The following is a 24,456-nucleotide window of genomic DNA, read 5'->3' as shown; positions in this document are numbered from 1 at the left end:
GCGGCGCCCCGTCAGCGCCGCGTCGCCAGGATGCGGTAGCCGCGGCTGCAATGCTCCTGCGCCGCGGCGCGGGCTTCATCCGGATCGTCGAACAGGCCGGCCTGGGCAATTCCCGGCACCAGCACGGCTTCGCCGGATTCCGCGCCGAGGAAGCGCCCGTCGCGCGACTGGACGATATACAGCACGTCCGCGCTCACCTCTCCCACCGGCTGGCGCCAGCCGGCAGACTGGCCCAGGCGCCGCTGTCCGGGCACGCTGCCGCCGGCACCGGCCTCCTGCTGCCCGTCGTCCATACCGCCTGCGCGGCGCGCCACCTGCAGGTTGTTGCGCACCTCATTGACGCCCAGCACGTCTTCGGCCAGCTCTTCAATGCGGTACTTGATGCCGCGCTCGGCCACGGTGCCGGTCAGCGTGACGATGCCCGAGCCAACGTCGACGGTCACGTCCGAGACGTCATCGTCGGCATGCGCCAGCCGTTCGCACAGGTCATCGCGGATGCGCGTGTCGGTGCGCTGGTAGTTCTTGGGCAGCCGGCGCGATGCGGTTCGCGCCGGGATGCCGGGACGGTACTGCTCTTCCGGAGCCTCGCCCTCTTCCGTGCCATAGCGCGCCTGCCCGTAGCCAAAGCCCGCGCCGCCCGGATTGCCGCTGCGCCAGTGGTGTGCCTGGCGGGTATCGCCGGGCTCGCCATAGCCGCGGTTGCGCCACGTTTCCCTGATTTCTGACGGTGGATAGTCTTTCATGGATTGCCTCCGATCTGAACGCGCGAGTTGCGCCATATCTGGCGCCGTGTCTGCTATCGGTAGCATCATCCATGCCTCACGCCCGGTCACCGCGGCGCGCTGCGGCTCGCGCCTCCCGGACGGCCCCGCCGGCGCGCACCGCGCAAGCGCGGCAACGATCGAAGTTTTTACACGGTGGCGCCGTGCGCGGGCCGGTCGAGGTAGCCGCCGACGATGCGCACCAGCAGCGGCAGCTTGCCGGTAAAGAAGTGATCCGCGCCCGGCACCACCACTACGGGCAATGCCTGGGGCCGGGCCCAGTCAAACAGCGCGGCCAGCTGCGCGCGCTCGTCGCGCTCGCCATGGACCACCAGGCAATCGGCCGGCACGGCCGGGGTGTCATAGCTGCGATGCCCTTTCACCACGCCGTAGGGGGTGCCTGTCAGCACCAGGTGGCGGATCGGCACCGACTGCGCCGCCAGGGCCGCGGCTACATGGGTCATGACGAAGGCACCGAAGGAAAACCCGGCCAGCGCCAGCGGCAGGCCGGGATGCGCGTCGCGCAGGTGGGCCACCACCGCCAGCATGTCCTGCGCCTCGCCGCGGCCCTGGTCATGGGCACCGCCCGAACCCTCCACGCCACGGAAATTCGGCCGCACGGTCAGGTAGCCGCGCGCCACCAGCGCCTTGGCCAGCTGGTGCGGCACCTTGTGTGTGGCCGACCCGCCCAGCAAGGGGTGCGGATGGCCCACCACGGCAATGCCGCGCGGATCGCCTTGCGGTCGGTCGACCAGCATTTCAATCGGCCCGGCGTCGCCGTCGAGCCTGGTCTTTTCGGGGCCTGACGCAAGCGCCATGCGTTCTCCAGAAGATGTCGAGTGACTGAGGCAATGCGGGCCGCGCACGGCCCGAAGCCCGTGATGTTACTGCGATGGCGGCGAGGATGCCGACGTGGGCCGCGTCGGCGGCGCGCACATGGATGCGTATCAATTTGTCACAGTGTGCCCGATCCGCCGCAGCAGCCGGCGGTGTGGCGGATGGGCTTTTCTATAATTCCGGCGAATCGCGGCGGGGCCGGTTGCACCGGTCCTGCCGCCCGCGGCCAAGCGCTGCGATGCATCTGCGTGGCCGCATCGCGCCTTGCCGCACCATGCGCCGAGAGGATCGCCAGCGAGCAGCGGTCCCCTCGCCTGATCATCGCCGGCGTTCCGGCCATCCCCGCATCCGACGAGATTCCGCCATGAGCAACGTTTCACGGCTCGCACTGGGCCTTGCGCTCGCAGCGCTATGCCACCTGATGCCAGCCACCCTGCCCGCCGCGATCGCGGCGCCGGCATCCGAGGCCGCCTCCGCCACCGAGGCCCAGCAGCCCCCCGCCCTCACGCACGCCGAAGCCAGCGCCGAACTCAAGCGCCTGCAGACCGAGCAGGACCGCATCAAGCAACAAGCCTCCGACCCCGAGGGCACCACCAGGCTCGACGAACTCGACCATGAGCTGCACAAGCTCGATGCGGATGTCGACAGCCTGAGTGCCGCGCTGGCGCCGCAACGCGACCAGCTGCAGGCGCAGCTCGGCGTGCTGGGCCCGCCGCCGTCGGACGGCATCACCAAGGAGGCTCCGGCGGTGGTGCGGCAGCGCGCCGAACTCAATGCGCGGCGCCTGCAGCTCGATGCGCAGCTCAAGCAGGCGGCCGAGAGCAAGGAGAACATCGCCAACCTGAGCGGCCAGATCGCCCGGCTGCAGCGCAGCCAGCTGAAAGACCAGCTCGCGCTGCGCTCCGACAGCATCCTGAACCCGCAGTTCTGGAAGCCGTTGGTCAGCCCCGCGGCCGAGGACCGCGCGCGCATGGCCGCGTTCCTGGACCAGGTGGTGCCGATGGTGCAGCTGGCCTGGCAGCCGTCGCAGCGCGCCGCCACCATCGCGCTGCTGCTGCTCGCGCTGGGCGTGTGGCTGCTGGGCAAGCGCCTGGCCGAACGCGCGCTGGCCTGGTTCTGCCTGAACAAGCTGCCGCCGACGCGGCTGCGGCGCAGCGCGCTGGCGCTGGCCACCACCATCGCGACGGTGGCCACCACGGGGCTGGCGGTGCAGATCGTCTACAACGCCTTCACGCGCAACTATGAACTGCCGCCGGACCTGATGACGCTGTACGGCGGGCTGGTCAAGCTGACCCTGACCAGCGCCCTGATCGCGGGCCTCGGGCGCGCCCTGCTATGCACGCGCCATCCGTCGTGGCGGCTGCCCGCGCTGGCCGATCCCGTGGCGCGCGCGATGAAGCCGTTCCCCGCGGTGCTGGCCGGGCTGTTGCTGCTGGCCGGCACGCTGGAACAGCTCAACCGCATTGCCGATACCAGCGTGCAGGTCACGCTGCTGGGGCGCGGGCTGGTCTCGCTGGTGGTGGTGCTGACCATCGGCGCGGCGCTGCTGCGCGCCAACCGCGTGCGCAACGAGCTGGCCGCGGCTGGCGAGCAGCCCGAGGCGCGCGCCACGCTGGCGGGCCTGATCCACGCCGGTGTCACGCTGATCGTGATCGTGTCGATGGTGGCGCTGCTGGCCGGCTATATCAGCTTTGCGCGCTTCCTGACCTACGAGCTGGTCTGGTTCGACATCGTGCTGTGCAGCCTTTACCTGCTGACCCAGGTTACGCGCGACCTGTTCGAAAGCCTGTTCTCGACCCAGCACACCAGCGGCCAGGTGATCAAGCAGCTGTTCGGCGTCGACGATGCGCGGCTGGAGCAGGCCGCCACCATCCTGTCCGGCATTGGCGCCAGCCTGTTGCTGCTGCTGGCGGTGGTGGCCCTGCTGACCGGCGGTTTCGGCACCACCCCCGCGGACCTGGTCAACAGCCTGGTCACCGTGCTGGGCGGCGAAAAGCTGCGCAGCCTGAACATCATGCCCGAGCGCATCCTCAATGCGCTGGTCGCCCTGGGCGTGGGCATCTGGCTGCTGCGCACGGTGCGGCGCTGGCTGGATGCGGAGCTGCTGCCCAAGCTGTGCATGGAGCCCGGGCTGCGCGCGTCGCTGATCACGCTGTTCAGCAATGTCGGCTACGTGCTGCTGGTGCTGCTGACGCTGTCGCTGCTGGGCGTGCGCTGGGACAACCTGGCGTGGATCGTCAGCGCGCTGTCGGTCGGCATCGGCTTCGGCCTGCAGGAGATCGTGAAGAACTTCGTCTCCGGCCTGATCCTGCTGACCGAGCGCCCGGTCAAGGTGGGCGACATGGTCAGCATCGCCGGCGTCGAGGGCGACATCCGCCGCATCAACGTGCGCGCCACCGAGATCCAGCTCGGCGACCGCTCCACCGTGATCGTGCCCAACTCGCAGCTGATCTCGCAGAACCTGCGCAACGTCACCATGAGCAACAGCACCCAGGGGGTGGCCTCGCTGCAGCTCACCTTCCCGCTGAACACCGACCCCGAGCAGCTGCGCGACCTGCTGCTCGACGTCTACCGCGAGAACGAAAGCATCCTCGACGTGCCGGCCCCGTCGGTGATGTTCAGCCAGCTCGCGCCCAACGGCATCACGCTGTCGGTGACCGGCTATGTCGGCAGCCCGCGCATCGCCGCGAACACGCGCAGCGACCTGCTGTTCGAGATCCTCAAGCGGCTGCGCGCCGCCGGCATCTCGCTGTCGGTGCCGCAGTCGCTGCGGCTGGAGAACATGCCGCCGTTCGGGCCGGAACCGGAGCGGGCGCTGGCGACCGGCTGACAGCCGGCGGCAGCGCCGCCATGCCAATCATCGCCACTACAACCCGGCGTGCCCGGCGGCGATGCCGGCGCACGGCGCGGCGGGCTGCGCTCGATATTCTCATGGAAAGATTGTTTGTTTTGCTATATTCTCCAAACGAGAATATCCAAACGACCGTTTTTCCGCCTGCCGCGCCCGACCGCCGATGGAACTGGCCGAACTCGAAATCTTCCGCGCCGTAGCCACGGAGCAGAGCATCACCCGCGCCGCGCGCCTGCTGGACCGGGTGCAATCCAACGTCACCACGCGCGTCAAGCAACTGGAAGAGGCGTTGGGCGTGGCGCTGTTCCAGCGCGACAGCAAGCGCATGCTGCTGACGCCCGAAGGGCACCGGCTGCTCGCCTATGCCAACCAGATGCTGGCGCTGGCCGAAGAAGCGCGGCAGTCGGTGCAGGGCGCCGCGCCGTCGGGCCGCCTGCGCATCGGCACCATGGAAAGCGCCGCCGCCAACCGCCTGCCGATGCCGCTGGCGCGCTTCCACGCGGCCTGGCCCGGCGTGGACATCGAGATCCGCACCGGCACCACGCGCGCGCTGGTCGACGCCGTGCTCGACCACCGGCTCGATTGCGCCGTGGTCGCGCACCCGGGCGAAGGGCCGGCGCGCGCGGCCGATCTGGATGAACTCGCCCCCGGCCTGGAAGGCACCTACCTGTTCACCGAACACTTGCAGTTGGTGCTACCGGCCAGCCATCCCAAGGTGCGCGGGCCGCAGGATGTGGCATTGCGCCGCCTGGCCGCCTTCCCCAAGGGCTGCACCTACCGCCAGTGCGCGGAAGACTGGCTGGCGCAGGGCGGCGACGCCATGCGCCGGCGCCTGGCCGTTACCGAGATGCCGTCGTACCACGCCATGCTGGCCTGCGTCAGCGCCGGCACCGCGATGGCGATCCTGCCCCGCTCGCTGCTGGCGCTGCACCGCGACGCGGTCGACGTGCAGACCGTGCCGGTGCGCGCGGTGCACACCTATCTCGTCAAGCGTGCTGGCTATGCCACGCACGCCTGCGACGCCTTCGTGCGCGAACTGCGCGACGGCTGACCCCTGCCGTCCCCCTCGCCGCACCATCGCCATCGAACCTTGTCAAGGAGCGCCAAATTGACCCCGACAACCCCCATCGCTGATCGGCTGCCGCTGTTGCGCAGGCTTGGCATCCGCACCCCGATCATCCAGGCACCCATGGCTGGTGTCAGCACGCCCGCGCTCGCCGCGGCCGTCACCAATGCCGGCGGGCTCGGTTCGCTCGGCGTGGGTGCCATGGATGCCGAAGCCGCGCGCAAGGCCATCCGCGAGACCCGCGCGCTGACCAGCGGCCCGTTCAACGTCAACGTGTTCTGCCATGCGCCGGCCGTTGCCGATGGCGCGCGCGAGCAGGCCTGGCTGGCCTATCTTGCGCCGCGCTTTGCCGAATTCGGCGCCACCCCGCCGGCGACGCTGCGCGAGATCTATCGCAGCTACGTCACCGACGAAGCCATGCACGCGATGCTGCTGGAAGAACGCCCGGCCGTGGTCAGCTTCCATTTCGGGCTGCCCGATGCGGACCGGATTCGCGCGCTGCGCGACGCCGGCATCGTGCTGCTGGCCAGCGCCACCTCGCTCGCCGAGGCGCGCGCGATCGAGGCGGCGGGCCTCGACGCGATCGTCGCGCAGGGTATCGAGGCCGGCGGCCATCGCGGTGTGTTCGACCCGGCCGCCGTCGACGAGGGCCTGGGCACCTTCGCGCTGGTACGCGTGCTGGCGGCGCAGACCCGCCTGCCGGTGATCGCCGCGGGCGGCATCATGGACGGTGCCGGCATCGCCGCGGCGCTGGCGCTGGGCGCGCAAGCCGCGCAGCTTGGCACCGCCTTTATCGCCTGCCCCGAGACCGTGGCCGACGGCCCTTACCGCGAGGCGCTGCTGCAGGCGCGCAGGCCGACCGTGCTGACGCGGGCCATTTCCGGCCGCCATGCGCGCGGCCTGGCCAACCGCTTCACCGAGCTTGGCGCCGCAGCCGACGCGCCCGCCACGCCGGACTACCCGACCGCCTACGATGCCGGCAAGGCCTTGCACGCCGCCGCCAAGGCGCACGGCAGCGCGGACTTTGCCGCGCAGTGGGCCGGCCAGGCGGTGCCGCTGGCCCGTGCGCTGCCGGCGACGGAGCTGGTCGCGGCGCTGGCCGGCGAGCTTGCTGCCAGCGCGCGCGGGCTGGGGTCGCTGGCCGAAACGCTCGGGTAAGCGGTTTCGGACACCGCCGTCTTACCGCGTCTTACACCAGGTTAAAAAAAGCAGGTCTTAAAAGCCGCGGTTACAAAGCTAACAAGTCGACCCGGGGCCGGAAACACCTTGAGCGCCGCTTTGCGTCCATCATTCAGGAGCACAAGCTGTGCATGACAAGGAGTTCGAAATGCGCCCCTCCACCCGCATCGTCGCCGCGGCGGTCCTGGCCGCGACCCTGGTAGCCGCCGGTTCCGCCTCCGCGCGCGGCCGGCACCACCACCATGGCGGCTCCAACGCCGGCGCCGTGCTGGCGGTCGGCGCGCTGGCGGGCCTGGCGCTGGGCGCCATGCTGGCCTCGGGACCGGTGGTGGCGGCACCGGTCGCGCCGCCGCCCGTCACCTACGCCCCCGCGCCGGTCTCGTACGCGGCGCCGGCAGTGCCGCCGGGCTATTGCTACCGCGACTACGACCGCGCCTACGTGCCGTGCGGCCCGCAGCCATCGGGCTACTACCGCGAGGCGCCGTACTACGGCTACTGAGGCCTGCCGCCATGCCGGTCGACCGCGACTATTTCGCTGGCCTGTACGGTCGTAACGAGGACCCCTGGGGCATCGGCACGCGCTGGTACGAAGCGCGCAAGCGCGCCCTGCTGCTGGCCACGCTGCCGCGCGAGCGCTTCACCCGCGCCTTCGAGCCCGGCTGCGGCGGCGGCCACCTGAGCGTGGCGCTGGCGCCGCGCTGCGACGAGTTGGTCGCGATGGAGCTGGCCGAGACCGCGGCCGAGCAGGCGCGGCAACGGCTGGCACCGTTCCCGCAGGCACGCGTGCTGACCGGCGAATTGCCGCAGCAGTGGCCGGAAGGCAGGTTCGACCTGATGGTGTTTTCCGAACTGGGCTACTACTTTCCCAAGCCGGACTGGCACGAGGTCGCCGCCATGGCCGCGCGCGCGCTGGCCGACGACGGCGTCATCGTCGCCTGCCATTTCCGGCATCCGTTCGCGGAGCAGCAAATTACCGCGCAGGCGGTGCACGAAGCGATCGGCGCGCAGCGGGGGCTGTATCGGCATATCCGCCACGAGGAACCGGATTTCGTGCTGGAACTGTGGACGCGGCAGCTGGAGATGCGGCTGGCGTAGGCGTCTGTGTTGATCGGGAAATAAAAACGCCCCATGCAAGTTGCCACTTGCATGGGGCGTTGTCTTTGGGCAAATCGGCCGGCCAAGTCCACCGGTTCATGAATTACCGCCGCGGTACTCCCTCTCCCGCAGGTGGGAGAGGGGAGCAAACCAGCGGTTCAACAATTACACCGGCACATCCCTGGTCGGATCCGGCTTGCGATCATCGAACCAGCGATACAGCGTCGGCACCATCACCAGCGTCAGCAGCGTCGACGTGATCAGCCCGCCGATCACCACCACCGCCAGCGGTCGCTGGACTTCGGAACCCGGGCCGGTCGAGAACAGGAACGGCACCAGGCCCAGCATGGCGATGGTCGCGGTCATCATCACCGGACGGAAACGCTGGGTCGCGCCCTGCACCACCGCCTCGTCGAGGGACAGGCCCGAATCGCGCAGCGTGCGGATGTACGACACCAGCACCACCCCGTTCAGCACCGCCATGCCCCACAGCGCGATAAAGCCCACCGACGCCGGCACCGACAGGTATTCGCCGGTGACGAACAGCCCGATGATGCCGCCGATCGATGCGAACGGCAGCACCGTGATGATCAGCGTGGCGAAGCGCAGCGAGTTGAACAGCAGGAACAGCAGGAAGAAGATCGCGGCGATGGTGACCGGCACGATGATCTTCAGGTGGCCCATGGCGCGTTCCATGTTCTGGAACTGGCCGCCCCACTCCAGGTAGTAGCCTTCCGGCAGCTTGACCTTGGCGTCGGCGGCCTGCTGCAGCTCGGCGACGAAGCCGCCGAGGTCGCGATCCTTCACGTTGATCATCACCACGACGCGGCGCTTGGCCATTTCGCGGCTGATCTGCGCCGGGCCGTCATTGACTTCGATCCTGGCCACGCTCTGCAGCGGCACCTGCGTGCCGTCCGGCGTGTTCACCAGCAGCTGGCGGATCGACTGCACGTTGTTGCGGAACTCGTCCGGCAGGCGCACCGCCGCGGCAAAGCGGCGCTCGCCTTCGAAGATATCGGTGGCGCGCTTGCCGCCGATGGCGATCTCGATCACGTCGTGGATGTCCGAGACGTTGAGCCCGTAGCGCGCAATCGCCTGGCGGTCGATCTCGATCGACAGGTACTGCTGGCCCGACACGCGCTCGATGCGGATATCCTGCGAGCCCTGGATGCCGCCGGCGACGCGGGCGATCTCGCCCGCCAGCTCGCGCAGCTTGTCCAGGTCATCGCCGAACACCTTCACCGCCACGTCGGAACGCACGCCGCTGACCATTTCGTCGACGCGGTCCGAGATCGGCTGCGCCATCACGATCTGCACGCCCGGAATGGCCTTGAGCTTTTCGCGGATGGCGTTGGCGATATCGTCCTGGGTCCAGCCGTCGGGCCACTCGTCGCGGTCCTTCAGGCTGGCGATCGGGGTCGATTCGTTCTGGCCCTGCGGATCCGCCGGGCTTTCGCCGCGGCCCACGCCCGACACCACCGACTTCACGCCCGGCACGCCCAGCACCAGCTTGTTGGCTTCCTTCTCCAGCTTGATCGACTCTTCCAGCGAGATATTGGGCACGCGGTCGATTGCGGGGACAATCGAGCCTTCCTTCATCTCCGGAATGAACGAGGTACCAAGCAGCGGCACGATCAGCAGCGTGGCGACGAAGGCGCCGACCGCGCTGAGCACGGTCTTGCGGCTGTTGCCCAGCGCCCAGTGCAGCAGGCGCAGGTAGTGGCGCTTCATGAAGGCGATCAGGAAGGTGTCATGCTCGGCGCCGCCCTTGAGCAGGTACGACGACAGCACCGGCGACAGCGTCAGCGACAGGAACAGCGAGATCGCCAGCGCGATCGAGATGGTGAACGCCAGCGGCGCGAACATCTTGCCTTCCATGCCCGACAGCGTCATCAGCGGCAGGAACACCAGGATGATGATGCCCACGCCGACGATCACCGGCGTGGCCACTTCCTGCACCGCCTTGACCAGGATCTCGGTCTTGGACAGTCCGGGCTCCTTGTGGCCGAGCCGCTCGAATGCGTTCTCGACCACCACCACCGAGCCGTCGACCATCAGGCCGATGGCGATCGCCAGCCCCCCGAGTGACATCAGGTTGGCCGACAGCCCGGCCTCGTTCATCACCATGAAGGTCAGCAATGGCGTCAGCACCAGCGTGGCCAGCACGATCACCGAGGAACGCACGTCGCCCAGGAACAGGAACAGCACGATCACCACCAGCACCACGCCTTCGAGCAGCACCTTGGTCACGGTCCACAGTGCCGCGTCGACCAGTTCGCTGCGGTCGTAGTACGGCACGATCTGCAGCTTGCCCGGCAGCATGCCGCGCTCGTTGATCTCGGCCACGCGGGCCTTGACGCGGCTGACCACTTCCTTGGCATTGCCGCCGCGCATCATCATGACGATGCCGCCGACCGCCTCGGTCTGGCCGTTCTTGACCAGCGCGCCCTGGCGCACCTCATGGCCGATGGTGACGTTGGCCACGTCGCGCAGGTAGACCGGCGTACCGTTGACTTCCTTCAGCACGATGCTGCCGAGATCCTCGACGCCCTTGGCCAGGCCGACGCCGCGGATCAGGTACTGCTCGGCGTAGTGCGGCAGCACGCCGCCGCCGGAGTTGGCGTTGTTGCGCGCCAGCGCCTCGTAGACCTGCTGGATCGAAACGCCGTAATGGCGCATCCGCTCCGGGTTGACCAGCGCCTGGTACTGGCGCACATAACCGCCCTGCGAGTTGATCTCGGCCACGCCGGGAATCGAGCGCAGCAGCGGGCGCACCACCCAGTCCTGGGCGATGCGGCGCTCGGCCAGCTCTTCCTGGGTCAGTTCGCGGTTGCCGTCGTCGGCGCGGTCCAGCGTGTACTGGTAGACCTCGCCCAGGCCCGTGGAAACCGGGCCCAGCACCGGCGACACGCCTTCCGGCATGCGCCCGCCCACTTCGATCAGGCGCTCCATCACCAGCTGGCGCGCGAAATACACGTCGGTGGCATCGGTGAACACCAGCGTGATCAGCGACAGGCCCGCCTTGTTCAGCGAGCGCATTTCTTCCAGCCCGGGCAGGCCGGTCATGGCCATTTCCACGGGCACGGTGACAAAGCGCTCCACTTCCTCGGGCGAACGGCCCGCGGCCTCGGTGGCGATCTGCACCTGCACGTTGGTCACGTCCGGGAACGCATCCACCGACAGCTTGGTGGCAGCGCGCAGGCCGAAGAAGAACAGCACCACGGCGAGGACGCACACCACCAGCCGCTGCTTGATGGCGGCTTCGACTAGGGATTTCATCATGGCCGATTACCCTTGTTCGAGGCGCTTGCGCTCGTTGTCCAGGTGGAAGGCGCCCTCGACCACGATGCGGTCGCCGGCCTTCACGCCGTTCTGGACCACGCGCATGCCGTCGCTTTCGGCACCCAGCTTGACGCGGGTCAGGCGGTACTTGTTGCCCGGCATCTCGACATAGACCATTTCGTCATTGCCGTCGCGCACCACCGCCGCCGCCGGCACCACCAGCTGGTCGACCGGCTTGCCGGCAATCAGCATGCTGGCCAGCATGGCCGGCTTGAGCCGGCCCTCGCGGTTCTCCAGCTCGGTGCGGACCAGCACCGTGCGCGACTGCGGGCTGACCGTGCGGCCCACGTAGATCAGCTTGCCGGTAATGGTCTGGCGCCCGGCGCCGTTGGCCAGCGACGGCACCTCGATCTCCACGCTCTGGCCTTCTGCCACCTGCGCGGCCTGCTGCTCGGGGACCTCGGCCACCACCCATACGCGCGACAGGTCGGCCACGGTGTAGAGCGCGTCGGCGGGCTGCACCACCTGGCCCTGCGCCACGTTGCGCTCGACCACGGTGCCGCTGATGCTGGAATACACCGGCGAGTGCGAGTTGATGCTGCCGCTCTTGGCCAGTTGCGCGATCGAGCTCGCCGACATGCCCAGCACGCGCAGCTGGTCGCGGTAGGCGCGCATCTCGGCCGAGGCGATCGCCAGTTCGCTCTCGCGCCGCTGCAGTTCGCCGCGGCCGATCACGTCGGCGGCAAACAGCTGGCGCGCGCGCTCGGCGTTGCGGTCTTGCAGCTCGGTCTGGGCCTCGCTCTTCAGGAACGCCATCTGCGCCGCGCCCAGCTCGCTGCTGTGCAGGCGCGCCAGCACCTGGCCGGCCTTCACTTCCTGGCCCAGCGTGGCATAGAGGTCGGTGACGCGGCCGGTCACGCTGGCGCCGATGCGCGACACGCGCTGCTCGTCGAAGTCGATGCGGCCGGCCACGCGCAGCATCTCGCTGAATGGGGAGGTGGCCACCGGGGCCACCTTCAGGCCCTTCTGCAGGTTGCCCTCGGGCTGGATCACGCCGGGCGGCAGCTTGGGCGCCTCGGCGACCGGTTCAGGTTTGTCGGAACAGGCCGCCAGGCTGAACGTCAGGACGGCGGCGGCCGTCAGCGAAAGCAGGAAATTGGGACGCATGGTTATTTCTGTTCGATGTTGGACGTCGGCTGCAGGCCCGGCGCGGCGGTGGCGCCGGGGGCGGTCGACATAAGCTTTTCGATCTGGATCGCGGCCAGTTGCAGGTCGTACTGCGCGGCGATCAGCTCATTGCGCGCGCCACGCAGCACGCGCTGGGCATCGAGGTAGTCCAGGATGCCGCGCTCGCCGAAGCGGTAGGCGGCCTCGGCCACGCCCAGCGCCGACTCGGCCTCGCGCACGATGCCGGACTCGAGCGCCGTCACCTGGGCCTGGTTGATCTCGTACTGGCGGTAGGCCGCTTCCAGTTCCTGCGTCAGCTCGAACTCGCGCATCTCCAGCGCGCTGCGCGCCTGCGTGGCCTGCGCGGTGGCTTCGCCCACCGGGCCGCGGCGGCGGTCCCACAGCGGGATGGTCAGGATCAGGCCGATCTGCGAGACGTTGTTGTCGGGCTGGCGGTCGGTGCTGGCGCGCAGCGCCACTTCCGGCCAGCGCAGCGACTTCTGGTAATCGACGCCCAGCTGCGCGCGCTCCAGCTCCATGCGGCGCTGGACCAGTTCGGCGTTGCTGGCGGTCATGGTGTCGCGCAGCGCCGGCAGCGGCGGCACGTCGGGCGACTGGCCCAGCGTGCCCGCCAGCGAGAACTGGCCCGGCATGGCGCCACCCACCTGCTGGCGCAGCGCGGCCTTGGCCTGGTTGACGCGCAGCTCGGCGGTCTGCTGGCTCTTCTGCGACGCCAGCAGTTCGGTCTCGGCCTTGATCAGCTCGTAGCGCGGGGCCTCGCCCACTTCCACGCGCAGGCGTGCGCGCGAGTGGATCTGGCGCATCATCGCCAGGTCTTCCTCGGCGGCGTGCAGTTCGCTCTCGCGGCGCAGCACGTCGTAGTAGGCGGTCTTCACGCGCGCGGCCAGGTCGGCGCGGAAGCCCTGCCGCAGCGCCTGCGACGATTCCAGCCCGCGCGTCGCCATGGCCTCGCGCAGGTTGCGCTGGTGCGGGTAATCGAACTTCTGCACCACCGCATAGCTGGGCGCATTGCCGCTGGCCACGCCCGGCTGCTTGCCGGACATGCGGCCATACATCACCTCGACCTGCGGATTCGGATAGGCGCGGGCGCTGCTGATCGCGGCGCTGGCCACATCGACATTGGCTTCGGCGGCGGCCACGCCCTTGTTGGTGGACTGGGCCAGGTCGAGCAGCTGGGGCAGCGAATAGGCGGGTCCGGCGACGGCGGCGCCGGCAGGAGCGGTCTTTGGTACGGCGGCGGCCGCCAGGATGGCGGCGCCCGGCAGCGGCGCGGCAGCCGGCTTGGACAGCGGTGCGCGGGCCGCAGGCGCGGCACCGGCCAGGTCTGTCGCCTTCGCGGAGGTGCCGCCTTGGGCTCCGGCCTGGGCCGGGGCCGCGGCAAGCGCCATCAGCGAAAGCGACGCGATCAGGGTCAGCTTGGTTGTTGTCATGAGTCGGGAAAGCAAGCGGTACGTCTGCCTCTCGCCACGCTGCCGCCCGCCCCGGGTGACGCCGTCACGGGGACGTAATCACGGCAGGACGCAAAACGGCGGCGGCATGCCCGCGCGGTCAGGCGGCAGGCAGGCTGGCGATATCAGGCAAAGGGGCGCGGCCCGCGCTGGGCGGCTGCATGCGGCAGCGCGCGTGATGCGGGCGCAGGAAAGCGGTCAGGCCAGGGGTATGGGCGGCCGGAAGAAGGCCGAAGGCGGCGGGTCGGCGCGGCCGGGCGGGCGCTGGGCCACGTCGCCGCTGGGCAGCAACAGCTTCACCGGCGGCAACGCAAACAGCGCACTGGATTCTTCGATCTCGTCGAGCAGGTCGAGCGGATCGAGCAGGTCGGCCGACCAGATATTGCAGTACCCGGGTGGCGGGTCATCGCAGATATCGTCGTCGTGCAGCCCGTCGTCGCCGGGCACCACGATGCGGCCCAGATCGTCGACAGGCTGTGCCGCCGCCATGTCGATCAGGTCCACCCCCGCCTGTTGCGGCCCCGGCAACGCCGCGCGCGCGTCCGCCGCTGCTCCAAAGGAGAGCAGCGACAGGCACATGGCAGTCAGCAGCAGGAACAACAGTCGCATTGGGTCGGGGGCATTGGCGGCATCGCCCGGGGCCAGGTTGTTACGGGGGGCCGCCAGGGATGCTGCAGGACAGCATTGTAACTGAACGATTACGATTGACAGGGAATCGTTACGTTCGTTCCCTTGCTGTAGAGAGATCGCGCGCCTTTCACGTCTTTCAGACTTCTCCCCTACCCCGCCATTGCCCGTCTCCGTAGGCTTCTTTCACCTTTCGCCAAGCGGCGAAGGGTCTATCGTCTGCAATTTCGTAATACAAGAACGCGTGACAAATGAGCGCTATAATTGCGTATTACCCATTGTCGGAGCCACTCATGCAAGGCACGACCCTGTCATTCCGCGCAGGCGAAGAACTGGCCGAGCAAACCCGCGCGCTGGCGACTGCGGCAGGCCAGAAGACGTCGGACTACATCCGCGACGCCGTCCGCGAGAAAAACGAGCGCGAGATGGCCAACCGTATCGCGATGCTGTCGCGCAAGTTAGGGGCGAAGCACCTGGCTGCCAACGAAGAGATGGACAGCACCGCCGGAGACGGCCTTGCTTAAGCTGAGGCGGGGACAGGTCTGGGAGGTCGATTTCAATCCCCAGGCCCACCGGGAAGAGCCTGCCAAGCGAAACCGGCCGGCGCTGGTGCTGCAGACCGATCTGCTCAGCGATGCCGGTCATCCGACTACGATCGTCGTGCCCGGGACATCACAGACCGAGCCCGAGGATTGCTTTCCGTTGCGCGTGGCGCTGGGGCAGCTGCCGGGGCTGGCCCATGAAACGGACCTGTTGATCGACCAGGTCCGCTCGATATCCAATCGCCGTTTCATGGGCAGCCGCCCGGTGGCGACGCTGGCCCCCAATCACCTGCGCAAGGTGGAAGAGGCCATGCGCCTGCTGCTTCGGCTCTAGGCGTTGCCGGAACGCAGCCGCCCTACACCACCCTGAACCCATGCGTCCCGTCGCGTTCCAGTTGCGCGATCAGGCCGAACTCCCAGTCCAGGTAACCCTGCATCGCCTCGCGCGGGTTGTCGGTGCCTTCATAGGGGCGGCGATAGCGGTCGGTGCGGTCTGAGGCCAGGCGCGTCTCGCCGCTCTCCAGCGGCAGCCCCGCGGCGATCCAGGCCTGGGTGCCGCCTTCCAGCACGAATACCTCCGCATCGGTCAGGCGCCGCAGGTCGGCGGCGGCAAAGCGCGCCAGCAGGCTGCTGCCGCAGGTGAGCACGTAGCGCTGCGGCCGCGGGATGCGGGCCAGCGCGTCGGCCAGCTGGGCGCGAATGACAAAATACGCGCCCGGGATATGGCGCCTGACGTAGTTGGCGCTGGTGGTGAAATCCAGCACGGCGGTGCTGGAGTCGCCCGCGTCCAGCCACGCAGCCAGCTGCGCCGTGCCGACGCTGGCGACTGGCCCTGGCGTTGGCACCGGCGCGGCAACCGCGCCGGTTTCGCTGCGCGCCGACGCGGCCACCGGTTCCACCACCCATACCTCCCAGCCCATCTGCGCCAGCCAGGATCCCGTCATGCTCGCACGCACGTCATCGTCGTCGGCCAGCACCATGCGCGCGCCGCGCACCGGGGCGCTGTGGTCGGTTTCCTGCACCAGCTGCCCGCCCGGCGCATTGACAAAGCCCGGCAGGTGGCCGTCGGCGAATTCCTCGGGCGTGCGCACATCGAAGCGGTACAACGTGCGCCCGGGCGACTGCAGTGTGTCCAACTGCGCCAGCGCGATGCGCCGCACGCCGGCCCGGTCGGCGATCTCGCGTGCGCCGCGGCGGGCGCTGTCGCGGTTGGCGTCGCTGACCGCGGCCGGGGCGCGGCGGCTGGCGCCATGGTCCAGTTGCTGGCCGGCCAGGGTCCAGCCGATGGTGCCGTTGCGCAGCGCCGCCGCCGGGTTCGGGATCCCCGCGTTCACCAGTGACTGCGTGCCGATGATGCTGCGCGTGCGACCCGCGCAATTGACGATCACGCGCGTGCGCGGATCGGGGGCGAGCTCGCGCACGCGCAGCACCAGCTCGGCGCCCGGTACGCTGGTAGCGGTGGGAATGCTCATGGTCTGGTACTCGTCGAAGCGGCGCGCGTCGACGATCACCACATCGGCCCGGCTGTCGATCAGTGCCTGCACTTCCTCGGCCGCCAGCGACGGCGTATGGCGCGCGGCCTCCACCACTTCACCGAACGACTTGCTCGGCACGTTGACGTCGCGGAACACCTCGCCGCCGCCATCGATCCATGCGCGCAGCCCGCCTTCGAGCCGATGCACGCGGGTATAGCCCAGGCCTTGCAGCACGGCCGCCGCGCGTGGCGCGAGGTCGGCGCCGGCATGCTCGCCGTAGACCACGATCAGCGTATCGCGGCGCGGAATGCGCGCCCACGCGTCCAGCTCCAGCCGCGACAGCGGAAAGTTGGCGGCCCACAGCGGGTGCTCCTGGGCGAAAGGATCTTCCTCGCGTACGTCGATCAGTGCGATCTCGTCGCGGTTGCGCAAGGCGTGGCGTACGGCTTCCGGCGACACCGTCGGAAAGGCCGGCGCGGCCGGCGTAGCGGTAACAGTGGTCATGACTGGGCAAGTTCGCGGGAGCGGTCCCACGGGTTGGGCAGGGTCTGGTTGGAATAGCCCGAGACAAAGGGCTTGCGGGCACCGTCCTCGGCGTAGACCGAGCGGCGCACCGCGCCGATATTGGCGCCGTAGACATGGATGCTGACCGAGACGCGGTCGTCGTAGACGTTGTTGACGCGATGGATATCGCCCACCGCCGGCGACACGGCTTCGACCTGCCCGGGCAGCAAGCGCACGCTCGCGCCGCTGGCAACGGGGCGTCCGGTGGCGTCGAGCGCGAACGGCTGCGCGTCTTCGGCGCCGCGCAGCATGCCGATCAGTCCCCACACGGTGTGGTCGTGGATCGGCGTGCGCTGGCCCGGCCCCCAGACAAAGCTGACGATGGAGAAGCGCTCGGCGGAATCGCAATGCAGCAGGTGCTGCTGGTAGTACTCGGGGTGCGGCTGCGCCCACGCCTCGGGCAGCCAGTCATCGCGCGCTACCAGCGTTGCCAGCAGGGCCCCGCCTTCATGCAGGATGCGGGTCTCGTCGGGGTGCTGGTCGAGCAGCGCGGCCAGGCCGGTGATGAAATCGCGCAGCGGCGCCAGCGCGTTGGGATCGGGGGAACTGCCCATGGGAATGCTCCGGAGTGTCTCGTTGTGGTTGCCGGCCGCCGGGGCCGGCCGCGCGGCCCTCTGCGGGGCGCTGGTCCCGCAAACATAGCACGGCGGGCGCGGCGGCGCTTACACGCCCAGCTGCGCGCGCCCGGCGGCGAGCAGGATCGAATCGTTCTGCGGCGTATGGATGCGGCTGCACAGCACGTCGCGATAGTGGCGCTCGAGTGGGTGGTTGCGGCTGAGCCCGTGGTTGCCCGAAAGCTGCAGCGCCAATTCCGCGGCGCGGATGGCGTTGCCGGTCACGGTGAACTTCAGCAGACCGCTGTCGGCGCTTGCCGGCGGATCGCCCGCGTCGGTGCGCGCCGCGGCGTCGTCGAGCAGCACCTGGTTGACGCGCAGCAGCGCGGCGATCTCGCCGACGGCCTCCTGCACACGCGGCAGCGTGGCCAGCGGCGCGCCCAGGCTGCCGGGCGCGCGCTCGCGCACGAAGTCGTTGAGCCAGTTCGACGCCGCGCGCGCTACCGCGTCATAGAGGCTGCCCAGCAGCACCACCATCCAGGCCTGCTGGTCGGCGTTGGCGTCAGCGTCGGCCTGGCTGGCACCAGCCGGCGCCCACGCCGAGGGCGCACGGATATCGACGGCGTGGTCCGGCGGGATCCAGACATTGTCGAGCACGGTCTCGTGGCTGCCCGAGGCACGCAGGCCAAGGTGGTTCCAGTTCTCCACGATGCGTACGCCGGCGATACCCGACGCAGGTCCCGGCACCAGGAACACGCCCACGCGCGGCTGCGGCTCGTCGGTGCGCGCCCACACCGCGAGCCAGCGCAAGGCGGGGATGCCGGTGCTGTACAGCTTGCGGCCGCTGACGCGCCAGCCGTCGGCCACGCGCGTCGCCACCGTGGCCGGCAGGCCGCCGCGCGCGGGCGAGCCCAGCTGCGGTTCCACCCGCAGCGAATTAATCAGCGCGCCCTCCTGCACCGCGCTGGCGAAGACCTGCTCGCGCAGCGCCGCCGGCCAGTGCGAATCGGCGCGCGCAATGGCGCGATGCTGCAGGTAGGTCATGGTCAGCACCAGCGCGGTCGCGGCGTCGCCGCCGGCCAGCGCGGCCACGATGCGGCGCGCCTGCGCCAGGCTCGCGCCGCCGCCGCCGCCGTGCGCGCGCGGCACTACCTGCGCGATCAGGCCATGCTCGTGCAGCTGCGCGAAGTTGTCGTGCGGGAAGCTGGCCGCGGCATCGTGCGCGCCGGCATCGCCGGCAAAGCGCGCCGACAGCGCCGACAGCACCTCGCCAAGGCGCGCATCGCTGGCAGGCAGCCGGCGCTGGGCAGACGTCAGGGACATGAAGCAAGACTCCGGGAATGAATGAGCGCGCGGCGCGCACCGAATGCCGCCTAGCGTAGCGCCGCCGGCGCCCGGCGAAAACGATGCTTATTGAATATGGAGCGTCGTTTTTATTCGTTAGCGCAGGCGCGCCGCTGTCGTACTTTCTGCCTCAGTCCCAATCCACCGACACCGACTTCCAGGAGAACGCATATGAGCGTCGATTTCATCGGCATGATCCAGAGCCAGAAGCAGTCCGAGATCCATCCCCCGTCAGGCCCGGTGATCGATCGCGACTACGTGCGCGCATTTGCCCAGGCGCATGAGCAGGCCGGCTTCGACCGCATCCTGGTGCCGCACCACTCCACCGGTCCGTCGGCGACGCTGACCATTGCCTACGCCGCCAGCGTGACCGAGCGCATCCACTTCATGCTGGCGCACCGTCCCGGCTTTACCGCGCCGACGCTGGCGGCGCGCCAGATCGCCACGCTCGACCAGTTCAGCGGCGGCCGCCTGGGCGTGCATGTCATCTCCGGCGGCTCGGACAGCGAGCAGCAGCGCGACGGCGACTTCCTCGACCATGACCAGCGCTATGCGCGCACCGACGAGTACCTGCACATCCTGCGCCGCATCTGGACCGAGACCACGCCGTTCGACCACGAAGGCCAGTTCTACCGCTTTACCCAGGGCTTCTCCGAGGTCAAGCCCGCGCAGCAGCCGCATGTGCCGATCTATTTCGGCGGCGCCTCGCCCGCCGCGCTGGCGGTTGCGGGCAAGCATGCCGACGTCTACGCGCTGTGGGGCGAGTCGCTCGACCAGGTGCGCGAGCTGACTACGCGCGTGCGCGCCGAAGCCGCGCGCCACGGCCGCACGGTGCGCTTCTCGGTATCGTTCCGCCCGATCCTGGCCGACACCGAAGACCAGGCCTGGGCGCGTGCCGACCGCATCCTCGAACGCACCCGCGCGCTGCGCGTGCAAGCCGGCTACAGCCGCGGCGGCCCGCAGCAGAGCGAAGGGGCACGCCGGCTGCTGGCGGCGGCCGAGCAGGGCGACCGCGTCGACCAGCGCCTGTGGACCGCGATCGCGCGCGAGACCGGCGGGCGCTCCAACTCCACCGCGCTGGTCGGCACGCCGGAGCAGGTCGCGCAGGCACTGCTGGCGTACTACGAGCTGGGCGTCACCACCTTCCTGATCCGCGGCTTCGATCCGCTGGAAGACGCCATCGACTACGGCCGCCAGCTGATTCCGCGCGTGCGCGCCCTGGTGGCGCAGCACGACGCCGCGGCAGCCACGCAGCGCCAGGCCGCCTGAGCGCCCCCATCACACCACGAAGACGGGAATCCCACATGAGCCAGAACCACAGCAACCATGCCGACCCGCGCCGACGCCGCGTGTTGCGGCTTGCCGGCGCCGCGGCAGTGGCCGCGCCCGCGCTGATCCTCGGCCGGCAGGCCTGGTCGGCGCCGCGCAAGCTGACCTTTGCCTGGAACCAGAATTCCTTTTGCCTGACACCGGTGGTGGTGGCGCAGGAGAAAGGTTTCTTCGAGAAGAACGGCCTGCAGGTCGACCTGATCAACTACAGCGGCTCCACCGACCAGCTGCTGGAATCGATCGCCACCGGCAAGGCCGATGCCGCGGTGGGCATGATCCATCGCTGGCTCAAGCCGCTCGAAGCCGGCTTCGACGTCAAGATCATTGGCAGCTCGCACGGCGGCTGCGTGCGGCTGGTGGGATCGAAGGCCGCGGGCGTCACCACGCTGCAGCAACTGAAGGGCAAGACCGTCGGCGTCAGCGACCTGGCGGCGCCGGGCAAGCACTTCTTCACCATACTGCTGGCCAAGCATGGCATCGACCCCGACAAGGACGTCACCTGGCGCCAGTACCCGGCCGACCTGCTAGGCGTGGCAGTCGACAAGGGCGAGATCCAGGCCATTGCCGACGGCGACCCCAATCTCTACCTGCTGGAAAAGCGCACCAACGGCGCCTACGTAGAACTGGCCACCAACCTCACCGGCGAGTACGCGCGCAAGGTCTGCTGCGTGGTCGGCGCGCGCGGCGAACTGGTGCGCAACGACCGCCCCGCGGCGACGTCGCTGGCGCGCGCCATCGTGCAGGCCACCGACTATGTCAACGAGAATCCCAACGAGGCCGCGAAGGTGTTCGCCAGGTACTCGCCCAGGATCAATCCGGACGACCTGCGCAAGCTCTACGCCACGCTGACCTATAGCCACCACCCGACCGGTGTCGACCTGCGCGACGAGATCGCGTTCTACGCCGACGATTTCCGCCGCATCGGCGTGCTGAAGAAGTCCACCGATGCCAAACGCCTGGCGCAGCACGTCTACGCCAACGTGCTGGGGTAATGCCATGACCACAAGCCAAAGCGCGCTCGAGCCAGGCCTCGGGCGCCAGCCCTCCGCGGCGCCCGCACCATACGCGACCGCAGCCACATCCCGCCACGCCGGCCCGATCTGGGCCACCGGCATCCTCGCCGCGCTGGCGTGGGCCGCGTTTGGTGCGCTGACATGGCAATGGCCCAACCAGGCAGTGGGCTTCAGCGACTGGGCCTATACCGCGGAGCTTGGCATCGCGGCGCTGGTGGGCGCGGCCGTGCTCGCCGTGGTGGCGCTGGCCGGCCAGCGGGCCCGGACCGCGCAGCGTCCGCTGGCGGCGTTGCGCACCGCCGGCCCGTGGCTGGTGGCGCTGCCCGTCGCGCTGTTGGCCTGGGAAATCCTGACCGCCAAGACCGCGATCCTGCCCACGCCGTTCTTCGCGCCGCCGCAGGCGCTGATCGAGGTGTATGCGGACGACTGGCCGCGGCTGGGCGAGAGTGCGCTGAACACGCTGAAGCTGCTCGGGCTGGGCGTCGCGTATGGCGGTCTCGCGGGCTTCCTGGTTGGGGTGTCGATCGGCTGGTCGCGGCGCATCGGCTACTGGGTGCATCCGGTGCTGCGCGTGCTGGGGCCGTTGCCGTCGACCGCACTGCTGCCACTGACCTTCTACTTCTTCCCGTCGAGCTATGCCGCGGCAGTGTTCCTGATTGCGCTGGCCACGGCGTTCCCGGTGGCGGTGCTGACCTGGTCGGGCGTGGCCGGCGTCAACAAGAGCTATTACGACGTCGCGCGCACGCTGGGCGCATCGGGCTGGTTCCTGGTGCTGCGCGTGGCGATCCCGGCGGCGCTGCCGCAGGTGTTCGTCGGCCTGTTCATGGGGCTCGGCGCTTCGTTCTCGGTGCTGGTCACGGCGGAAATGATGGGCGTGAAGTCGGGCCTGGGCTGGTACCTGACCTGGGCCCAGGGCTGGGCCTCGTACGTCAACATGTATGCGGCGCTGATCGTGATGGCGCTGCTGTTCTCGGGCGTGATCACGCTGCTGTTCGCCGCGCGCGACCGCGTGTTGTCGTGGCAGAAGGGGACGGTGAAATGGTGAGCGTGGTCGAGCGGTTGAAGGCAGCGGGTTCTTTCCCGCGCGCGAAGCAGGCTTCCCTTTCCCGCCAGGCGGAGAGCGACGACGCGGGAGTGCCGACCGGCGCCCGTATCGATATCCGGCAGGTCAGCCACTGGTTCGGCCATGGCAACGAGCGGCTGCAGGTCCTCGACGAGGTCGGCCTCAGCGTCGCGCCGGGCGAGTTCGTCGCCCTGCTCGGCCCCAGCGGCTGCGGCAAGTCCACGCTGTTGCGGCTGGTCGCGGGCCTGGAGGGGCCGACGTCCGGAGACATCCTGCAGGACGGCGCGCCGATTACCGACCCGGACCCGTCGCGCATCGTGGTGTTCCAGGATCCCACGCTGTACCCGTGGCGCCGTGTCTGGGACAACGTCGCGCTCGGGCTGCAGGCGCAGGGCATCCTCGCGCAGCAGCGCCATCGCGTCGACGACGCGTTGCGCCGGGTCGGACTGGAATCGTTCGCGCGCGCCTTCCCGCACCAGCTGTCCGGCGGCATGGCGCAGCGCGTGGCGCTGGCGCGCGCGCTGGTCAACGATCCGCGCTTGCTGGTGCTGGACGAACCGCTGGGCAAGCTGGATTCGCTGACGCGGCTGGCAATGCAGAGCGACCTGGTCGAACTGTGGCAGCGCTCGCGCTTCTCGGCGCTGCTGGTCACGCACGACGTGGAAGAGGCGCTGTTCCTGGCGCAGCGCGTCATCGTTTTCAGCCAGCGCCCGGCGCGCATCGCGGCCGAGCTCCGCGTCGACCTGCCCTATCCGCGCCATCGCGGCGATCCGCGCCTGACCGCGTTGCGCCATGAGGCGCTGCGCCACCTGGGACTCGACGCCAGCTGGTAATGATGGGCATGGCGCCGTACTTCCCCGCGCGGGCCGCCCGATGAGCGGCCCGCCGCCGCAGGCCTGGCTGAATGCGTTGCTGGTGCTGGTCGAGGCGCTGCAGCGCGGCCTGCTGTCGCTCTGGCATGCGCTGGGCCTGACCGGCGACAGCCACGGCCAGCCCGCCTGGCCATGGGCAAGGCGCGTGGCCGGCGAGACCCTGCTGATCGACCTGGGCCTGGCACGCCAGCTCGGCCTGACCCTGTGCGCCCTTGCCGTTGCGGTGCTGACCGTGGCGTTGGCCCTGGCCTGGCGCCGCCGTCGCGGCGTGCTGCTCGCTGCCGGCGCGCTGGCGCTGGTGGCGGCGCCATGGCCCACTGTATCGCTGCTGTTGGTGCCGGCCGCGCCCACCAGCTTCCACGCCAGCCCGACGCGTTTTTCCGTCGACACCATTGCCGTCGGCGCGCGCGTCTATGCGCAGCATTGCGCCGGCTGCCACGGCACGGACGGGCGCGGCGAAGGGCCGCTCGCCGCCGGCCTGGCGGTGTGGCCGCCCACGCTGGCCGGCCCGCTGCTGGCGCGGCGCGCCGATGGCGAGCTGTTCTGGCACGTGCTGGCCGGCATGCGCGACCGGCTCGGACAGCCCACCATGCCGGCCTTCCGCGACCGGCTTGGCGACGGCGAGGCCTGGGCCGTGATCGACTACATGAAGGCGCTGTCGGCTGGCAGCGGCAGCGCAGGCAACTGGCCGGTGCCGCTGCAACTGCCCGAGCTTGCGGTCCGTTGCGGCGACGCCGCGCCGGTGGTCCTGTCCGCATGGCGCGGCGGGCAGCGCGTGCGGCTGGTGGCGGTCGACGGCGCCTCTACTCTGCCCTTCGACGATCCCCGCTTCCTGACCGTGCTGGTCTCGCCCGACGGCCGGCCGCCGGCGCAGGTGCCGCGCTTCCGCGCGGGCTGCACCGCTGCCTCGGCGCATGCCTGGCAAGCGGTCGCGGCGATCTCCGGCCAGGCGCCGGCACGGCTGGCCGGCACGCAGTTGCTGGCCGACCGCGACGGCTGGCTGCGCGCCCAAGGCACGCCTGGCCGGCCGTGGTCCGACGCGGACCTGGTCTGCGTGTCGGGTCCTGACGCCGACTCGCCACGCGCGCCCTCCCCTGTGGCCGACGGCCTGACTGCGCTATTGCTGCGCATGGACGCCGAGCCGGTGCGCTTCGTCAAGGGCGGCTTCATTCACTGAGCTGCCGTCACCGGGCCGCACCGTTCGCGTGCGGTTCCACCTGATCGACCTCCCATTTTTTACTGCCACCGCTGGGCCTTTGTTGCGGCCTGCGGCGACTGCCCAGCGTTGGCTGCCGCATTTCAGAATTAAAAATGCCTTATAAGGCACTTCATTTGGTTATTTGTCTCGATTTTTCATCAATTTCAT

The 24,456-nt window shown here is 69.6% G+C and carries 21 protein-coding genes; 12 read left to right on the top strand and 9 right to left on the bottom strand.

Going from position 1 to position 24,456, the window contains the following annotated elements; translation table 11 throughout:
* Window positions 1-11: 11 nt before the first annotated feature.
* Complete coding sequence (locus MKD38_RS15640) at window positions 12-743, bottom strand: BON domain-containing protein (protein WP_252678084.1); 732 nt, start codon at window positions 741-743, stop codon at window positions 12-14.
* A 167-nt stretch (window positions 744-910) separates the two neighbouring features.
* The gene (locus MKD38_RS15635) at window positions 911-1,579 is read right to left on the bottom strand and encodes an alpha/beta hydrolase (RefSeq protein ID WP_252678082.1); all 669 of its coding nucleotides are present in this window, start codon (window positions 1,577-1,579) and stop codon (window positions 911-913) included.
* Window positions 1,580-1,962: 383 nt separating this feature from the next.
* Between MKD38_RS15635 and MKD38_RS15630 the strand changes: the two genes are divergently transcribed.
* The 5 genes from MKD38_RS15630 (at window position 1,963) to MKD38_RS15610 (ending at window position 7,789) form a co-directional block, all read left to right on the top strand.
* The gene (locus MKD38_RS15630) at window positions 1,963-4,428 is read left to right on the top strand and encodes a DUF3772 domain-containing protein (RefSeq protein ID WP_252678080.1); all 2,466 of its coding nucleotides are present in this window, start codon (window positions 1,963-1,965) and stop codon (window positions 4,426-4,428) included.
* A 184-nt stretch (window positions 4,429-4,612) separates the two neighbouring features.
* Entirely contained in the window at window positions 4,613-5,500 is an 888-nt protein-coding gene (locus tag MKD38_RS15625) for a LysR family transcriptional regulator (RefSeq protein ID WP_252678078.1), read from the top strand.
* A 57-nt stretch (window positions 5,501-5,557) separates the two neighbouring features.
* Complete coding sequence (locus tag MKD38_RS15620; protein ID WP_256505031.1) at window positions 5,558-6,673, top strand: NAD(P)H-dependent flavin oxidoreductase; 1,116 nt, start codon at window positions 5,558-5,560, stop codon at window positions 6,671-6,673.
* Between the two features lie 169 nt (window positions 6,674-6,842).
* On the top strand, window positions 6,843-7,193 hold the full coding sequence (locus MKD38_RS15615) for a hypothetical protein (protein ID WP_062804128.1): 351 nt from the start codon (window positions 6,843-6,845) through the stop codon (window positions 7,191-7,193).
* Between the two features lie 11 nt (window positions 7,194-7,204).
* Entirely contained in the window at window positions 7,205-7,789 is a 585-nt protein-coding gene (locus MKD38_RS15610; RefSeq protein ID WP_252678076.1) for a methyltransferase domain-containing protein, read from the top strand.
* A 165-nt stretch (window positions 7,790-7,954) separates the two neighbouring features.
* Here the strand turns inward: MKD38_RS15610 and MKD38_RS15605 are convergent, their stop codons facing one another.
* From MKD38_RS15605 to MKD38_RS15590, 4 genes are all read right to left on the bottom strand, one after another.
* Complete coding sequence (locus tag MKD38_RS15605) at window positions 7,955-11,071, bottom strand: efflux RND transporter permease subunit (protein WP_252678074.1); 3,117 nt, start codon at window positions 11,069-11,071, stop codon at window positions 7,955-7,957.
* Between the two features lie 6 nt (window positions 11,072-11,077).
* Complete coding sequence (locus tag MKD38_RS15600) at window positions 11,078-12,238, bottom strand: efflux RND transporter periplasmic adaptor subunit (protein ID WP_252678071.1); 1,161 nt, start codon at window positions 12,236-12,238, stop codon at window positions 11,078-11,080.
* A 2-nt stretch (window positions 12,239-12,240) separates the two neighbouring features.
* A complete protein-coding gene (locus MKD38_RS15595; RefSeq protein WP_252678069.1) occupies window positions 12,241-13,689 on the bottom strand; it encodes a TolC family protein in 1,449 nt (482 codons plus the stop codon).
* 216 nt (window positions 13,690-13,905) lie between these two features.
* A complete protein-coding gene (locus tag MKD38_RS15590) occupies window positions 13,906-14,316 on the bottom strand; it encodes a cobalt-zinc-cadmium resistance protein (RefSeq protein ID WP_252678068.1) in 411 nt (136 codons plus the stop codon).
* Between the two features lie 311 nt (window positions 14,317-14,627).
* Between MKD38_RS15590 and MKD38_RS15585 the strand changes: the two genes are divergently transcribed.
* Window positions 14,628-14,858, top strand: coding sequence for an antitoxin of toxin-antitoxin stability system (locus MKD38_RS15585; protein ID WP_111517174.1), 231 nt, complete (start codon window positions 14,628-14,630; stop codon window positions 14,856-14,858).
* Window positions 14,851-15,210, top strand: coding sequence for a type II toxin-antitoxin system PemK/MazF family toxin (locus MKD38_RS15580; protein WP_252678067.1), 360 nt, complete (start codon window positions 14,851-14,853; stop codon window positions 15,208-15,210). Before MKD38_RS15585 ends, MKD38_RS15580 begins: the two co-directional genes overlap by 8 nt.
* A 22-nt stretch (window positions 15,211-15,232) precedes the next feature.
* On the opposite strand, the gene MKD38_RS15575 is transcribed toward MKD38_RS15580, so the two are convergent.
* The 3 genes from MKD38_RS15575 to MKD38_RS15565 all read right to left on the bottom strand — a co-directional run bounded on the left by MKD38_RS15575 (window position 15,233) and on the right by MKD38_RS15565 (window position 18,792).
* Window positions 15,233-16,855, bottom strand: coding sequence for a rhodanese-related sulfurtransferase (locus MKD38_RS15575; RefSeq protein ID WP_252678066.1), 1,623 nt, complete (start codon window positions 16,853-16,855; stop codon window positions 15,233-15,235).
* Entirely contained in the window at window positions 16,852-17,469 is a 618-nt protein-coding gene (locus tag MKD38_RS15570; RefSeq protein ID WP_252678065.1) for a cysteine dioxygenase family protein, read from the bottom strand. Before MKD38_RS15570 ends, MKD38_RS15575 begins: the two co-directional genes overlap by 4 nt.
* A 108-nt stretch (window positions 17,470-17,577) precedes the next feature.
* Entirely contained in the window at window positions 17,578-18,792 is a 1,215-nt protein-coding gene (locus tag MKD38_RS15565) for an acyl-CoA dehydrogenase family protein (RefSeq protein ID WP_252678064.1), read from the bottom strand.
* A 192-nt stretch (window positions 18,793-18,984) separates the two neighbouring features.
* Between MKD38_RS15565 and MKD38_RS15560 the strand changes: the two genes are divergently transcribed.
* Genes MKD38_RS15560 through MKD38_RS15540 form a run of 5 tightly spaced genes read left to right on the top strand, consistent with a single transcriptional unit; the run spans window position 18,985 to window position 24,267 of the window.
* Window positions 18,985-20,082, top strand: a complete 1,098-nt coding sequence (locus tag MKD38_RS15560) for an LLM class flavin-dependent oxidoreductase (protein ID WP_252678063.1) — start codon at window positions 18,985-18,987, stop codon at window positions 20,080-20,082.
* Between the two features lie 35 nt (window positions 20,083-20,117).
* Window positions 20,118-21,134 (top strand): ABC transporter substrate-binding protein, encoded by a 1,017-nt coding sequence (locus MKD38_RS15555; protein ID WP_252678061.1) that lies wholly within the window; start codon window positions 20,118-20,120, stop codon window positions 21,132-21,134.
* Window positions 21,135-21,138: 4 nt separating this feature from the next.
* Window positions 21,139-22,200 carry an ABC transporter permease gene (locus MKD38_RS15550; protein ID WP_252678059.1) on the top strand — a complete coding sequence of 354 codons (1,062 nt, stop codon included), beginning with the start codon at window positions 21,139-21,141 and terminating at the stop codon, window positions 22,198-22,200.
* Entirely contained in the window at window positions 22,194-23,051 is an 858-nt protein-coding gene (locus tag MKD38_RS15545) for an ABC transporter ATP-binding protein (RefSeq protein ID WP_252678221.1), read from the top strand. The genes MKD38_RS15550 and MKD38_RS15545 overlap by 7 nt, the downstream gene beginning before the upstream one ends.
* Before the next feature lie 40 nt (window positions 23,052-23,091).
* Window positions 23,092-24,267: a c-type cytochrome gene (locus tag MKD38_RS15540; RefSeq protein WP_252678057.1), complete on the top strand. Its 1,176-nt coding sequence runs from the start codon at window positions 23,092-23,094 to the stop codon at window positions 24,265-24,267.
* The last annotated feature ends 189 nt before the right edge of the window (window positions 24,268-24,456 follow it).

It is taken from the genome of Cupriavidus sp. WGlv3, assembly GCF_023952475.1.
Lineage (GTDB): Bacteria > Pseudomonadota > Gammaproteobacteria > Burkholderiales > Burkholderiaceae > Cupriavidus > Cupriavidus phytorum.
This window is presented reverse-complemented; position numbering and strand designations above follow the sequence as displayed.

What these genes read in the sequence shown, in the direction of transcription:
- MKD38_RS15640 (WP_252678084.1), bottom strand. Translation starts at nt 743, where the DNA reads ATGAAAGACTATCCACCGTCAGAAATCAGGGAAACGTGGCGCAACCGC.
- MKD38_RS15635 (WP_252678082.1), bottom strand. Translation starts at nt 1,579, where the DNA reads ATGGCGCTTGCGTCAGGCCCCGAAAAGACCAGGCTCGACGGCGACGCC.
- MKD38_RS15630 (WP_252678080.1), top strand. Translation starts at nt 1,963, where the DNA reads ATGAGCAACGTTTCACGGCTCGCACTGGGCCTTGCGCTCGCAGCGCTA.
- MKD38_RS15625 (WP_252678078.1), top strand. Translation starts at nt 4,613, where the DNA reads ATGGAACTGGCCGAACTCGAAATCTTCCGCGCCGTAGCCACGGAGCAG.
- MKD38_RS15615 (WP_062804128.1), top strand. Translation starts at nt 6,843, where the DNA reads ATGCGCCCCTCCACCCGCATCGTCGCCGCGGCGGTCCTGGCCGCGACC.
- MKD38_RS15610 (WP_252678076.1), top strand. Translation starts at nt 7,205, where the DNA reads ATGCCGGTCGACCGCGACTATTTCGCTGGCCTGTACGGTCGTAACGAG.
- MKD38_RS15605 (WP_252678074.1), bottom strand. Translation starts at nt 11,071, where the DNA reads ATGATGAAATCCCTAGTCGAAGCCGCCATCAAGCAGCGGCTGGTGGTG.
- MKD38_RS15600 (WP_252678071.1), bottom strand. Translation starts at nt 12,238, where the DNA reads ATGCGTCCCAATTTCCTGCTTTCGCTGACGGCCGCCGCCGTCCTGACG.
- MKD38_RS15595 (WP_252678069.1), bottom strand. Translation starts at nt 13,689, where the DNA reads ATGACAACAACCAAGCTGACCCTGATCGCGTCGCTTTCGCTGATGGCG.
- MKD38_RS15590 (WP_252678068.1), bottom strand. Translation starts at nt 14,316, where the DNA reads ATGCGACTGTTGTTCCTGCTGCTGACTGCCATGTGCCTGTCGCTGCTC.
- MKD38_RS15585 (WP_111517174.1), top strand. Translation starts at nt 14,628, where the DNA reads ATGCAAGGCACGACCCTGTCATTCCGCGCAGGCGAAGAACTGGCCGAG.
- MKD38_RS15575 (WP_252678066.1), bottom strand. Translation starts at nt 16,855, where the DNA reads ATGACCACTGTTACCGCTACGCCGGCCGCGCCGGCCTTTCCGACGGTG.
- MKD38_RS15570 (WP_252678065.1), bottom strand. Translation starts at nt 17,469, where the DNA reads ATGGGCAGTTCCCCCGATCCCAACGCGCTGGCGCCGCTGCGCGATTTC.
- MKD38_RS15565 (WP_252678064.1), bottom strand. Translation starts at nt 18,792, where the DNA reads ATGTCCCTGACGTCTGCCCAGCGCCGGCTGCCTGCCAGCGATGCGCGC.
- MKD38_RS15560 (WP_252678063.1), top strand. Translation starts at nt 18,985, where the DNA reads ATGAGCGTCGATTTCATCGGCATGATCCAGAGCCAGAAGCAGTCCGAG.
- MKD38_RS15555 (WP_252678061.1), top strand. Translation starts at nt 20,118, where the DNA reads ATGAGCCAGAACCACAGCAACCATGCCGACCCGCGCCGACGCCGCGTG.
- MKD38_RS15550 (WP_252678059.1), top strand. Translation starts at nt 21,139, where the DNA reads ATGACCACAAGCCAAAGCGCGCTCGAGCCAGGCCTCGGGCGCCAGCCC.
- MKD38_RS15545 (WP_252678221.1), top strand. Translation starts at nt 22,194, where the DNA reads ATGGTGAGCGTGGTCGAGCGGTTGAAGGCAGCGGGTTCTTTCCCGCGC.
- MKD38_RS15540 (WP_252678057.1), top strand. Translation starts at nt 23,092, where the DNA reads ATGAGCGGCCCGCCGCCGCAGGCCTGGCTGAATGCGTTGCTGGTGCTG.